The sequence below is a fragment of the Sulfuritalea sp. genome, from assembly GCF_031426875.1.
Lineage (GTDB): Bacteria > Pseudomonadota > Gammaproteobacteria > Burkholderiales > Rhodocyclaceae > Sulfuritalea.
Genome location: NZ_JASJPC010000009.1, coordinates 13,209 through 26,304, shown reverse-complemented (window position 1 = coordinate 26,304; position 13,096 = coordinate 13,209). Strand labels below are relative to the sequence as shown.

9 protein-coding genes are annotated in these 13,096 nt (G+C 66.2%); 6 read left to right on the top strand and 3 right to left on the bottom strand.

Features of this window, described 5'->3' with window-relative positions; translation table 11 throughout:
• Window positions 1-94 precede the first annotated feature (94 nt).
• The 3 genes from RMO95_RS04945 to RMO95_RS04935 are packed head-to-tail and all read left to right on the top strand — an operon-like array spanning window position 95 to window position 3,483.
• Entirely contained in the window at window positions 95-1,339 is a 1,245-nt protein-coding gene (locus RMO95_RS04945) for an AMP-binding protein (RefSeq protein ID WP_310449482.1), read from the top strand.
• On the top strand, window positions 1,332-2,543 hold the full coding sequence (locus RMO95_RS04940; RefSeq protein ID WP_310449481.1) for a CaiB/BaiF CoA-transferase family protein: 1,212 nt from the start codon (window positions 1,332-1,334) through the stop codon (window positions 2,541-2,543). Before RMO95_RS04945 ends, RMO95_RS04940 begins: the two co-directional genes overlap by 8 nt.
• A gap of 4 nt (window positions 2,544-2,547) precedes the next feature.
• Window positions 2,548-3,483, top strand: a complete 936-nt coding sequence (locus RMO95_RS04935; RefSeq protein ID WP_310449480.1) for an AEC family transporter — start codon at window positions 2,548-2,550, stop codon at window positions 3,481-3,483.
• Window positions 3,484-3,557: 74 nt separating this feature from the next.
• Here the strand turns inward: RMO95_RS04935 and RMO95_RS04930 are convergent, their stop codons facing one another.
• Window positions 3,558-3,947, bottom strand: a complete 390-nt coding sequence (locus RMO95_RS04930; RefSeq protein ID WP_310449479.1) for a PhaM family polyhydroxyalkanoate granule multifunctional regulatory protein — start codon at window positions 3,945-3,947, stop codon at window positions 3,558-3,560.
• A gap of 101 nt (window positions 3,948-4,048) precedes the next feature.
• Here RMO95_RS04930 and RMO95_RS04925 point away from each other — a divergent pair, with 101 nt between their 5' ends.
• On the top strand, window positions 4,049-4,690 hold the full coding sequence (locus RMO95_RS04925; protein ID WP_310449478.1) for a response regulator transcription factor: 642 nt from the start codon (window positions 4,049-4,051) through the stop codon (window positions 4,688-4,690).
• Window positions 4,691-4,717: 27 nt separating this feature from the next.
• Here RMO95_RS04925 and RMO95_RS04920 read toward each other — a convergent pair whose 3' ends face one another.
• Both RMO95_RS04920 and RMO95_RS04915 read right to left on the bottom strand, forming a co-directional pair.
• Window positions 4,718-8,197 (bottom strand): indolepyruvate ferredoxin oxidoreductase family protein, encoded by a 3,480-nt coding sequence (locus tag RMO95_RS04920; protein ID WP_310449477.1) that lies wholly within the window; start codon window positions 8,195-8,197, stop codon window positions 4,718-4,720.
• Window positions 8,198-8,279: 82 nt separating this feature from the next.
• Window positions 8,280-9,686: an FAD-binding oxidoreductase gene (locus RMO95_RS04915; protein ID WP_310449476.1), complete on the bottom strand. Its 1,407-nt coding sequence runs from the start codon at window positions 9,684-9,686 to the stop codon at window positions 8,280-8,282.
• Between the two features lie 326 nt (window positions 9,687-10,012).
• Here RMO95_RS04915 and RMO95_RS04910 point away from each other — a divergent pair, with 326 nt between their 5' ends.
• Both RMO95_RS04910 and RMO95_RS04905 read left to right on the top strand, forming a co-directional pair.
• Entirely contained in the window at window positions 10,013-12,175 is a 2,163-nt protein-coding gene (locus RMO95_RS04910; protein WP_310449475.1) for a peptidase domain-containing ABC transporter, read from the top strand.
• Between the two features lie 109 nt (window positions 12,176-12,284).
• A complete protein-coding gene (locus tag RMO95_RS04905) occupies window positions 12,285-13,094 on the top strand; it encodes a hypothetical protein (protein ID WP_310449474.1) in 810 nt (269 codons plus the stop codon).
• Window positions 13,095-13,096: the final 2 nt, after the last annotated feature.

Here is a 13,096-nt window from a genome sequence, read left to right as displayed (position 1 = left end):
CCTCGTTTAGAAAACTAAACGTCGGCCTTTCGCGCCTTGCATCGCTTGGTGCTTCAGCCCCGTCATCCCTCTCCAACCGATTCCGGAGCAGCACATGTCCAAATTCTTTGACGCCCTCGAAACCCGCACCGCCGACGAACGAGAGTTGGCGCTGGCGACACGGCTGCCGCAGCAGATTGCGCATGCCAAGGCCAATGCAGCCTACTTCGCCGAATCCCTGAAGAACTTCGATGCCGCTGCGATCACCTCGATCGCGGCCCTCGCAGCTTTGCCGGTGGTGCGCAAGCATGACCTGATCGAACTGCAGAAGCAGCGCCCGCCTTTCGGCGGCCTGGCGGCGGCGCAGTGGGGCCAGCTCGGGCGCGTGTTCTCCTCGCCGGGGCCGATTTACGAACCCGAAGGCCGCAACGCGGATTACTGGCGCACGGCGCGCGCGCTTTACGCGGCGGGCTTCCGTGCCGGCGACCTGGTGCATAACAGTTTTTCCTACCACATGACGCCGGGCGCCTGGATCCTCGAGGCCGGCGCCCAGGCGCTGGGCTGCACCGTGTTCCCGGCCGGCGTCGGCCAGACCGAGCAGCAGGTGGCGGCGATGGCCGACTTGGCTCCGAACGGCTATGTCGGCACACCGTCCTTCCTGCGCATCCTGCTGGAAAAGGCGGACGAACTGGGCATCAAGCTGCCTGCGCTGACCAAGGCCCTGGTTTCCGGCGAGGCCTTTCTGCCGCCGGTGCGCGATGCGCTGCTGGCGCGCGGTATCGCCGGCTACCAGGCCTACGCGACGGCCGAACTCGGCGTCATCGCGTATGAGACCGAGGCGCGCCAGGGCCTGGTGATCGACGAGGGAGTGATCGTCGAAATCGTGCGCCCGGGCACCGGCGATCCCGTGGCGCTCGGCGAGGTGGGCGAGGTGGTGGTGACCACCTTCAATACCGACTATCCGCTGATCCGTTTCGGCACCGGTGACCTGTCCGCCTTCCTGCCCGATTCATTGACCAATGCGTCGCCCTGCGGCCGCACCAACGTGCGCATCAAGGGCTGGATGGGACGCGCCGACCAGACCACCAAGGTCAAGGGTATGTTCGTTCATCCCGAGCAGGTCGCGGCGGTGGTCAAGCGTCATCCGGAAATCGCCCGGGCCCGCCTGGTCGTGACCAACCCCGACAGCAGCGACGTCATGACGCTGCGCTGCGAAGCGACTGCCAGCGAGGGCCTTGCGCTGGCGATCGGCGAAAGCGTGCGCGAGCTGACCAAACTGCGCGGCGTCGTGGAACTCGTGGCCGCCGGCAGCTTGCCCAACGACGGCAAGGTGATCGCGGACGAACGGAAGTATGACTGAAACAAAGTCCGGCCCGCTGGCCGGACTGCGGGTGCTCGATCTGACGCGCCTGCTGCCGGGACCGGTGGCGACCATGCATCTGGCCGACCTCGGCGCCGAGGTGATCAAGATCGAGGACACCGGCGCCGGCGACTATGCCCGCGCCATGGGCCCGGGCGAGCGCGCGGCGGGCGACAACGGTGGTACGGGCGACAGCCTGTTCTTCCGCCTGGTCAATCGCAACAAGAAAAGCCTGCGCCTGGACCTCAAGCAGGCGGCCGGTGTCGAGGTCTTCCTGCGCCTGGCGCAGGATGCCGACGTGATTTTCGAAAGCTTCCGTCCCGGCGTAGTGGATAAGCTGGGCATCGGCTATGAGGCGGTGCGCGCGATCAATCCCCGCATCGTTTATTGCGCGATCACCGGCTACGGACAGACCGGCCCCTGGGCGGACCAGGCCGGCCACGACATCAATTACCTGGCGACGGCGGGCTTGCTCGACCAGATAGGCAGCCACGACGGCGAGCACAGCGGCCCGCCGGCGATTCCCAATCTGCAGATCGGCGACTTGCTGGGGGGGGCGCTTACTCCCTTGCTTGGCGTTCTTGCTGCGGTGATCGGCGCCAAGGCGACGGGGCGGGGCAGCCATGTCGATGTGGCGATGACCGACGCCGTGCTGGCGCACACCATCTTCCCGCTGGTCACTACGCTGGTCCATGGCCGGCCGGCGCCGCGCGGCGCCGACCTATTGACCGGCGGCGTGCCCTGCTACGGCGTCTATCGCACCGCCGACGAGCGTTACCTGGCGGTCGGCGCCCTCGAACCCAAGTTCTGGCAGGCGCTGTGCGCGGCAATCGGGCGCCCCGACCTGGCGCCCTTCGGGCTGGCCACGGGCAGCGAAGGCCGACGCGTGAAGGCGGAACTGGCCGCCATGCTCGCCGCTGAGCCACTGGCTCACTGGGAGCCCATATTCGCCGCGGCGGACTGCTGCGTCACGCCGGTCTTGCGTCTGGACGAAGCGCTGGTCCATCCGCAGATCGCCGCGCGCGAAATGCTGGTCGAGGTCGGCGGTTGCAAACAGTACGCGCCGCCCTGCAAACTCTCGGCCTGGCCCTGGGCCGCCGCCACGCTGGCGCCGGCCGCCGGGGCCGACAGCGAGGCCGTGCTGAAGGCCGCCGGCTACGTGGAATCCGACATTGCGCGGCTGCGCGACAGCGGGGTAATTTAGCGGCGTGTCCCTTACGCTCACCCCTGCGCTCACTCCGGCGCTTGCCCCCACGCTTGCGCTGCTTCCCGATTTCGCCCTGATCCTGCTGGGCGCTAGCTTGCGCCGTGTGCTGCATCTGGGCGACCATTTCTGGGCCGGCCTGGAAAAACTGGTCTATTACGTGCTGTTCCCGGCCCTGCTGTTCAACGGCCTGGTGAAGGCGCGCATCGACTGGGCCGCGGCGGGTCCGTTGCTGGCGGTGGTGATGGGGGCCATGGCGACCGGCATGGTGCTGGGTTACGGCGCGCGTTTTTTCCGCCTGACGCCGATGTCTTTCGCCTCGCAATACCAGTGCGCCTTCCGCTTCAATTCCTATATCGGTCTCGCGGTGGCGGGCAAGCTCTATGGCGTGCCGGGCATCGCCGCGATGGCGATCGTTGTCGGCGTCATGGTGCCGCCGGCCAACATGGCGGCGGTGTGGATGCTGGCGCGTCACGGCGAGGCCAGCGTCTGGCGCGAACTGGTAAAGAATCCGCTGATTCTCGCCACGCTCGCCGGCGTCGCGGCGAACGTGGCCGGCTTCCAGCCGCCGGAGGTTCTGCTGCAATTCCTCGGCCGGCTCGGCGAAGCCGCCATCGCGCTGGGTCTGCTGGCGGTCGGCGCGGGGCTGCGCGGCACCGGTGCGAAAGTCGGCGCTGGTGCCGCGGCGGCGGCAGCAGGCTATCTGCTTGCAGTGAAGCTCATTGCAATGCCGCTGGCCGCTCTTGGATTGATCCGCTGGTTCGGACTGACCGGCGTTTATGCCGGCGTGGCGCTGGTATTCGCGGCTTTGCCGACAGCCAGTTCCGCCTATATCCTGGCCCAGCGCATGGGCGGCGATGGCCCCCGCGTAGCTTGGCTGATTTCGGTCAGCACCGTGCTCGGCATGCTGACCCTGCCCTTCTGGCTGGCCTGGCGCTGACGCCGGCCCGTTAAGCGGACGCCTGCCTCCGAAGGAGAATCCCAGGCGTGCAGAGCACCCCGGCGCGCAAAGTGCTACTTGGTCTTGCCGCTGTCCGGCGCGTGGTCCGCTGTCGGTGTGCCGGCTGCATCGGTGGCCGCAGGCTGGCCGTTGCCCTGCATGAAATTCCACGGCCATAGCGCCGGGTTGGCGAAAGGATTGGCGTTGGCCTCGGGGTTGCCGCCCGACTGGCTGATGGCCTGCAGCGCCGACAGTGTCGCGCGCTGCATCTCGAGTCCCTGGATGGTCATCTGCAGCATGCCGAGGTTGGTCTTGAGCCAGCCTTCGACGGCCTTCAGGTCGGTAATGCGCTTTTCCAGTTCGTTGGTGTCGAGGGTCGGCGTAACCAGACCGGGCAGGGGCATCCCGGTATTGCCCCAAAGGGACTTGAGGAATTCCATCGGATCGGACGGTGTCGTGCTCATGACGGTCGCTCCTAAGTAGTGCGATGATCTTACCGCAGTGCCGGGTTCCGCGTTAAACTGCTTTTTGTCATATTCGCAACCGACCTGGGGAGGGTAACGCGATGCTCAATCTTTTGGTGGTGGAAGATCACGCCCTGGTGCGCGAGGGCCTGCTGGCGACGCTGAAAAACCTCGGTGCCGAAACGCGGACCTTTGGCGTACCCGATGCCAACGAGGCCATCGGCGTGCTCGAGTCCGAGGACATCGACATGATGATCCTCGACCTGATGCTGCCCGGCACCAAGGGCCAGACCTTCCTGCCGCTGGTGCGCCGGCGCTTTCCGACGGTGCCGGTGGTGATCCTGTCGGCGCTGGACGATGCCGACACGGTAGCCCGGGTGATGAAGGCCGGCGCCTCCGGCTTCGTTTCCAAATCAGGCTCCAGCACCGAATTGATCGAGGCCTTGCGCGCGGTGCTGTCGGGCGAAATATATCTGCCGCCGAAGCTGCAGGAACTGACCAATCGCAGCGAATCGGCCCATGGCGAGGGCAAGTCGCTGGCCCAGCGTTTCGGTTTGACGGCCGCCCAGGCGCGGGTCATGGAACTCCTGGCCGAAGGGCGCAGCAACCGCCAGATCGGCGAATTGCTGGGTTTGACCGAGGGTACGGTGAAAATCCACGTCTCGGCGATCATGAAGGCCATGGGCGTGACCAACCGCTCCGAGGCCGCGCTGATGGCCAGCCGCAAGCGGCGCCCGCACTGATCGCGAGCGCCGCCGGTCGGCTCTGTTTCAGCCCAGTCCCAGTCTGGCGCGCAAGGCCTCGCGTTCCGGCGCGGCTTCGTCGATGTTGCGCCGCTTGACGTGGCCGAAGCCGCGAATCTTCTCCGGTAGCCTGGCCAGTGCAATGGCGTCGCCCAGCGTGTTCCGTTCCAGCTTCGGCGGCAGCGCGGCCAGGTCGGCTTCGTAGTCGGCCAGCAGGGCGCGCTCCAGCCGCCGCTCCTCGCTGCGGCCGAAAACGTCCCAGCGCGATCCACGATAGCGGCGCGCCTTTGCCAGCCACTTGAAGGCGGTCAGCATCCAGGGACCGAAAGCCATCTTCTTCACCTTCCCGGTTTTCGGATCGGGCCGCGCCAGCAGCGGCGGTGCGAGGTGGAAGCGCAGCGTGTAGTCGCCTTCGAAGCGCGCGGCGATCTGCTCCACGAAGTTGCCTTCGGCATACAACCGCGCCACCTCGTATTCGTCCTTGATCGCCATCAGCTTGAACAGGTTGTGGGCGACGGCCTCGGTCAATTGCGACGAATTGATCGCCGACTCAGCGGCGCGGATCTGCTCCACCTGCTGCCGATAACGCTGCGCGTAGGCGGCATCCTGGTACTCGGTGAGAACGCCGACGCGTCGCGCGATCACTTCGTCAAGAGTTGGCGCTGGCGGTTCGGCGATCCTGGGCCGCGCATAGGCCGCCACCGCCGCCGGATCGTGCGCCGCGCGGCGGCCCCAGAGGAAGGCCGCGCGGCTCATCGCCACGGCCGTGCCGTTGAGTTCGATGGCGCGATCGATGGCCTCCCAGGACACCGGCACCATGCCCTGCTGCCAGGCGTAGCCGAGCAGGAACAGGTTGCTGGCGATCGAGTCGCCGAGCAGGCGCAGGGCGAGGTCCGACGCGTCGACGAAATGCGCGGCGCCGGCGCCGACCGTGTCGCCGACCACGGCCTGCATGCGCGCCAGCGGGAACTGCCAGTCCGGATTGCGCGTGAAGTCGGCCGTGGGAGTTTCCGCGCAATTCACCACCACGCGCGTGCGGCCGGCCTGCATGCGGGTCAGGGCGTCGGGCGAGGCGCTGACGATGACGTCGCCGCCGATCACCGCATCGGCTTCGCCGGTGGCTACGCGCACCGCGTGTATGTCATTCGGGTCATCGCAGATGCGCACATGGGAGAATACCGCGCCGCCCTTTTGCGCCAGCCCGGTCATGTCGAGCACGGTGACGCCCTTGCCGTCGATGTGCGCGGCCATGCCGATCAGGGCGCCGATGGTGACCACGCCGGTGCCGCCGACGCCGGTGATCAGGATGCCGTAGGGCTTCAGCGTCGAGCCAAGAGTTGGCGCTGGCGGCACGCCGAATGCGTCGCCCGGCGCGCTGCTGCCGGCCAGGCCGCGACCTTTCCTGACGGCGCCGCCGAGCACCGAAACAAAGCTCGGGCAAAAGCCCTTCTCGCAGGAGTAGTCCTTGTTGCAGGCGGACTGGTCGATCGCGCGCTTGCGGCCGAATTCGGTTTCCACCGGCACCACGGCGAGGCAGTTGGACTGCACGCCGCAATCGCCGCAGCCTTCGCAGACGGCCTCGTTGATGAACAGGCGGCGCGGCGGATCGATCATCTTGCCGCGCTTGCGGCGGCGGCGTTTTTCCGCGGCGCAGGTCTGGTCGTAGATGATGGCCGAGACGCCGGGACATTCGCGCATTTCGCGCTGGATTGCATCGAGCTCGTCGCGATGGCGGATCGGTACGCCGTGCGGCAGGTCGGGGTGGCCGTAGGCGCGCGGCGTGCCATCGGTAACGACCACAACGTGATGCACACCTTCGGCATGCAGTTGCGCGGCGATATGCGGTACCGTCAGGTTGCCGTCGTGGGGCTGGCCGCCGGTCATGGCCACGGCGTCGTTGTAGAGGATTTTGTAAGTGGCGTTGACGCCCGATGCCACCGCGGCGCGTATCGCCAGCGAGCCGGAATGAAAATAGGTGCCGTCGCCGAGATTGACGAAGACATGGCGCTGTTCGGTGAAGGGCGCCTGCCCCATCCAGGCTGCGCCTTCGCCGCCCATGTGGGAGAAGGTGCTGGTGGCGCGGTTCATCCACAACACCATGAAATGGCAGCCGATGCCGGCCAGCGCGCGCGAGCCTTCCGGCACGCAGGTCGAGGTGTTGTGCGGGCAGCCCGGGCAGAAGTAGGGCGTGCGCGCAATCGGGATCACCGGTGCGGCGGAGCGTTCCTTGGCCTCGATGATGGCCAGGCGATCGCGGATGCGTGGCGAGGTGAAATGGCGGCTGATGCGGTCGGCGATGACGCGGGCGATCTGCGCCGGCGACAGTTCGCCGGAGGCGGGCAGCAGCCAGCGGCCGTTGGGCAGCGCCCATTCGCCTTTTTCGTCGAACTTGCCGATCACTCGCGGGCGCACGTCCTCGCGCCAGTTGTAGAGTTCTTCCTTCAACTGGTATTCGATCAGCTGGCGCTTTTCCTCGACCACCAGGATTTCTTCGAGGCCTTCGGCGAAGCGGCGCACGCCGTCGGATTCGAGCGGCCAGACCATGCCGACCTTGTAGAGCCGGATGCCGATTTCGGCGGCGAGCGCGTCGTCGATGCCAAGGTCATCAAAGGCCTGGCGCACGTCGAGATAGGACTTGCCCGTGGTGATGATGCCCAGGCGTGCGGGTATGCCAGATGAGGGCGAGCCGATCACCACCTGATTCAGCCGGTTGGCGCGGCAATAGGCCAGCGCGGCATACAGCTTGTGGTCGAGCAGGCGGGCTTCCTGCAGCAGGCGGTCGTCGGGCCAACGGATGTTGAGCCCACCCGCCGGCAGCACGTAATCGGTGGGCAGCACGATCTGCACCCGATCCGGCGAGACATCCACCGAGGCCGACGACTCGACGGTATCGGCCACCGCCTTGAAGCCGACCCAGCATCCCGAATAGCGGCTCATGGCCCAGCCGTGCAGGCCAAGGTCGAGATAGTCTTGCACCCCGGCGGGGACCAGCACCGGCATCATCGCCGCCTTGAAGGCGTGTTCCGACTGGTGCGCCACCGTCGAAGAACGAGCGGCGTGATCGTCGCCGGCGATCGCCAGCACGCCTCCATGTTTCCAGGTGCCGGCGGAATTGGCATGCTTGAAGACGTCGCCGCAGCGATCCACCCCAGGACCCTTGCCGTACCACATACCGAAGACGCCGTCGTGTTTGGCACCGGGCGAGAGGTTGACCTGCTGCGTGCCCCACAGCGCCGTGGCCGCAAGGTCTTCGTTGACGCCGGGCTGAAATACCACCTGGCTTTGCGCCAGATGCGGCTTGGCCTTCCACAGCGCCTGATCGAGCCCGCCCAGCGGCGAGCCGCGGTAGCCGGACACATAGCCGGCGGTGTTGAGTCCGGCCAACGCGTCGCGTTGGCGCTGCAGCAGCAGCAGTCGAACCAGAGCTTGAGTGCCGGTGAGAAAGACCCGGCCTTGGCTGAGGGCGTATTTGTCCTCGAGGGTGATGCTGCGCAGTGGCGCGTTCATGGCTGCTCCTGAATTTTGTGGACCTCGGAAGTCGGCGATGCGGCGACTTCGTGGGCCGCGCATCCTGCCTTGCCGTCCCCGGTCAGGACGGCGGCAGAATCTTACCCGGATTCAGGATGTTGTCGGGATCGATCGCACGTTTGATGGTGCGCATCAGGTCGATGGCGACCTCGCCGTGTTCCAGCGTCATGTAGTCCTGCTTGCCGATGCCGATGCCATGCTCGCCGGTGCAGGTGCCGTCCATGCGTATGGCGCGTTGCGCCAAGCGCGAGGCAAAGCCCTTGGCTCGGGCAAGGTCTTCGGGATTGTCGGCGTCGACCAGCAGCATCATGTGGAAATTGCCGTCGCCGACATGGCCCACCAGCGGGCCGGCCAGGTTGCTGGCTTCCTGATCGAGGTCCAGGTAGCTCTCGGCAATGCAATCCGCCAGCATCGAGATCGGCACGCAGACGTCGGTGGTGAGCGCCCGGCAGCCCGGCTTGAGGCCGAGGCCGGCATAGTAGGCATCGTGGCGCGCTTGCCACAGGCGGCTGCGATCTTCGGGGCGAGTCGCCCATTCGAAATCCTGCCCGCCGTGTTCGGCGGCTATTTCCTGCACCGTCTCGGCCTGTTCCTTGACGCCGGTCGGCGAACCATGGAATTCAAAGAACAAGGTCGGCGCTTCGCGTAGCGTGGTCTTGCTGTGTCGGTTGATGGCTGTGATCGCCAGCTTGTCGAGCAGTTCGATGCGTGCCACCGGTACGCCGAGCTGTATGGTCTGGATCACGGTCCGAACCGCCGCCGCCAGCGTCGGGAAGGCGCAGACCGCGCTGGAAATCGCCTCGGGCACCGGATAGAGCTTGACCGTCAGTTCGGTGATGATGCCCAGCGTGCCTTCGGAACCGATCATCAATCGTGTCAGGTCATAGCCCGCCGCCGACTTGCGGGCGCGGCCGCCAGTCTTGAGAATGCGCCCGTCAGGCAGCACCACGGTCATGCCCAAGACGTTCTCGCGCATGGTGCCGTAGCGCACGGCGTTGGTTCCCGAGGCCCGTGTCGCGGCCATGCCGCCGAGGCTGGCATCGGCGCCCGGATCAATAGGGAAGAACAGGCCGGTACCGTTCAAGGCGGCATTCAGCGCCTTGCGCGTGACGCCGCACTGCACCGTGGCGTCGAGATCCTCCTCGCGCACGGCGACGACCTGGTTGAGGGCCGACAAGTCGATGCAGACGCCGCCCTGCACCGCCAGCAAGTGGCCTTCGAGCGAGGTGCCGGTGCCGAAAGCGATGACCGGAGTGCGATAACGGTGGCACAGGCCGACGATCTCCGCGACTTCCGCAGTCGATTCGGCGAATACCACGGCATCCGGCGGCATCGGCGTGTGCGAAGACTCGTCCTTGCCGTGATGCAGGCGCACGGCGGCGGCGACGGAAAAACGCGAGCCGAAGCGGGTGGCGAGCGTGTCGGCCAGATCCTGCGGCAGCGGGGGGCGGTCGTTGGGGGCGTTCATGGCGTTCTCCGGCGTTGGGGTGTCGCGGGATTCTACGCCGCGGTCGCCCCGATCCGGGGCCTCGTCCGCCATGGTCGAATTCGGCGGCGGCGACCGCGACCAGAAATATGTTGCCCGGTAGATGTCTGTCCCGTATCATGACACAGCACTAGACCGACACGGCGCCTCAAGCGCTGGAACACTCTCTCCCGGCAGGAAATTCACGCACAAGACGTGATGCAGTCATGGCGCGGCAGCCGCGCCGTTTCTGCGCAAAAGGCAAGCGATTGACAAGGAGGGGTTTACGTGAATTCGAGCACTAGCGCATACAAGCGCGAGGCCCGGCCATGACCGGCGCCCGCCTCGCGCGCGCCGAGTTCGTTCGTCTCGTTGCCGGCCTGTGCCGGCTGCAGCGCATCCCCTTCGAGGCGGAACTGCTGCTGCAGCATTTCCCGCCCGATGCCGACGGCCATTACGGCTTGCCCGCATTGTTCGACGCCGCCGACCGCCTCGGGCTGGGCGTCGAGGAAGTCGCCCTCGACCGGGCCGCGACCGCGACCGACCTGCCCTTTCCGCTGGTCGCCTTGCCGCGGACCGATATCGCGGTCGAGGAAACGGCGGCCGCCTCGCCGCTGCTGCTGTTGCGCGCCGAAGGCGATGCTGTGCGCTGCCTGTGCACCGGCGCCGAGCCGCCCGAACTGCCCCACCGCGAAGGCCTCGACACGCTGCGCAGCCGCTGCCAGCCCCTAGCCTGGTCTTTCAGCACCAAAGCCGAAGCCCTGCGCGACATCGACGGCCAGACGCAGGAGGAGGATAGCCGTCCCTTCGGCTTCCGCTGGTTCATCCCCGAACTGTTGCGCTACCGAAAGGTCTGGCGCGACATCCTCGCCGCCTCGCTGGCGCTGCAACTGGTGGGTCTGGTCACGCCACTGTTCACTCAGGTAGTGATCGACAAGATCGTCGTGCATCAGACGCAGAGCACGCTCATCGCCGTCGGCGTCGGCCTCTTTCTGGCGCTGCTGTTCTCTGCCGCCTTCACCTGGGTACGCCAGTATCTGGTGCTGCACACCGGCAATCGCATTGACGCCGTACTTGGCAGCCGCGTCTTCGGCCACCTGCTGCGCCTGCCCTTGCCCTACTTCGCCCAGCGCCCGACCGGCACCCTGGTGGCCCGCTTGCACGGCGTCGAGACCATCCGCGAATTCGTCTCCGGCGCCGCCGTCACCTTGCTGCTCGACCTGCCTTTCATGACGGTGCTCTTGGCCGTGATGTTCTGGTATTCGTGGCAACTCTCGCTGATCGTGCTCGGCCTGCTGACGCTCCTGGCGCTGCTTTCGCTCGCCGTCACGCCGCTGTTCCGCCAGCGCCTCGACCGGCAGTTCCTGCTCGGCGCACGCAACCAGGCCTTCGTCACCGAATACGTCGCCGGCATGGAAACCGTGAAATCCCTGCAACTCGAAACGCAGCTGGAGCGCCGCTACGGCGGCTTCCTCGCCGCCTACCTCGCCGCCGGCTTCGACACCAAGCAGGCCGCCAACAGCTACAACACCGTGGCCAACGCGCTGGAACAACTGCAAAGCCTGGCCGTGCTGGTGGTCGGGGCACTCCTGGTGATGCAAAACAGCGGCTTCACCATCGGCATGCTGGTCGCCTTCCAGATGTTCGCCGGGCGCCTGTCGCAGCCGATGCTGCGCCTGGTCGGGCTCTACCAGGAATTCCAGCAGGCCGATATCGCCGTCAAGCGCCTGGGCGACCTGATGGACGCGCCGGTCGAACCCTACGCCCTGCAACCCAGCCGCACCCGGAGCAGCGACGGGCGCATCGAACTGCACGGCGTTTCCTTCCGCTACAGCGAACACCACCCCTGGCTCTATCGCCATCTCGACCTCGCCTTTCGCCCCGGCCGCACCACCCTGATCGCCGGCCCGTCCGGCTGCGGCAAGAGCACGCTGGCGAAACTCCTGCTCGGCTTCTACCGCCCGCAGGACGGCCGCATAATGCTGGACGGCCGCGACATCACGCATTTCGCCGCCAACGAGCTGCGCCAGACCTACGGCGTGGTGCCGCAGGAGACCGTGCTCTTCGCCGGCACCGTGATCGAGAATCTGCAACTGGCCAACCCGCACTCAGGCTTCGACGAGATCGTCGCCGCCGCCCGCATGGCCGAGATTCACGACAGCATCGAAGCCCTGCCGGCCGGCTACCAGACCGAACTCGGCGAACACGGCGTCGGGCTGTCGGGCGGCCAGAAGCAGCGCATCGCCATCGCCCGGGCGCTGCTCAAGCGGCCCAGGGTGCTGATCTTCGACGAGGCCACGGCGAACCTCGACCACGAGACGGCCGAGCACTTCGCTAGGACCATCAATCAGCTCAAAGGCAAGGTGACCATCCTCTTCATCGCGCATCAAGTGCCAAGAGGCTTGCAGGTGGATGAGGTGGTGACGCTGGGGATGGCCGACGCCGTGCCGCAGGGGACGGGCGAGGCGGGCGATGGGGAGGATCGGGAATGAAGGAATTTCACAAAGGGGAACGGCAATGAGTGAACGGCAAGAGTTGGCGCTGGCGACACGGCGACATGACACCGAACGCCGCGTATCAAAACCTCAGGAGGATCGCCGCATGAGCAAGACACTATTCCAACGAATCGCCACCGGCCTGCTGCCCTTCATCCTGGCCGCCTGCGCCGCCACCGGCGGCGCGCAACTCGCCGGCGTCGAGGAACGCGGAGAAAGGCTGGCGAAGGCCGAGGCGATGTTCGCCGAGCGCTGCAAGAAGGCCGGGGTCTTCATCCACCGCACGGCAGAAAACGTCGAGGGCGTGTTCCTGATGAAACTGCGGCCGCAGGGCATCAACCACGGGGATCAGTATGCGATGGATGATCCGTATGGGCGGGACTTGGGCGGGGATGGGTATATTGAAAGCTTTGCAAAGGGAAGCTTCCAAGCGAACAACCGCGGCCCATTGAATCCCGGTTCGCCAGAGTATCGCGGCTACCACTACGTCGAAGCCCTCGACCCCAAGGACGGCAAGCGGTATCGCTACACTGGACGGATTGATGAGCCTTGGCGGTACGACGCTAGCTACTCGAAGACCTATAAGCGCTTTGTTCTCGACAAAGTCCCTTCCCCCGACTCCATGCCGCGCTACGGTGTGACTTACGACGACATCTCGACCCGCGAAGAACGCGACCACTGGATCGCCGGCAGTTCGCTCAAGGTCATCGACCTGCAGACCAACGAAGTCATGGCCGAGCGCATCGGCTACATGATGGATCGGGGACAAGGCAATACCAACAGCGGACGCTCGCCGTGGTTGTTCGCTGCCGACAATGCCTGCCCAGAGTTTGCGCCCCGCCATGGTGCAAGGGCTCAGCAACGGCAAGCTCAGGTCTTTGTTGAAAAAGTGCTGAAACCCATTCTGGAGAATTGAAC

Coding starts and splice junctions, on each gene's coding strand:
- RMO95_RS04945 (WP_310449482.1), top strand. CDS start 95: ATGTCCAAATTCTTTGACGCCCTCGAAACCCGCACCGCCGACGAACGA.
- RMO95_RS04940 (WP_310449481.1), top strand. CDS start 1,332: ATGACTGAAACAAAGTCCGGCCCGCTGGCCGGACTGCGGGTGCTCGAT.
- RMO95_RS04930 (WP_310449479.1), bottom strand. CDS start 3,947: ATGAGCACGACACCGTCCGATCCGATGGAATTCCTCAAGTCCCTTTGG.
- RMO95_RS04925 (WP_310449478.1), top strand. CDS start 4,049: ATGCTCAATCTTTTGGTGGTGGAAGATCACGCCCTGGTGCGCGAGGGC.
- RMO95_RS04920 (WP_310449477.1), bottom strand. CDS start 8,197: ATGAACGCGCCACTGCGCAGCATCACCCTCGAGGACAAATACGCCCTC.
- RMO95_RS04915 (WP_310449476.1), bottom strand. CDS start 9,686: ATGAACGCCCCCAACGACCGCCCCCCGCTGCCGCAGGATCTGGCCGAC.
- RMO95_RS04910 (WP_310449475.1), top strand. CDS start 10,013: ATGACCGGCGCCCGCCTCGCGCGCGCCGAGTTCGTTCGTCTCGTTGCC.
- RMO95_RS04905 (WP_310449474.1), top strand. CDS start 12,285: ATGAGCAAGACACTATTCCAACGAATCGCCACCGGCCTGCTGCCCTTC.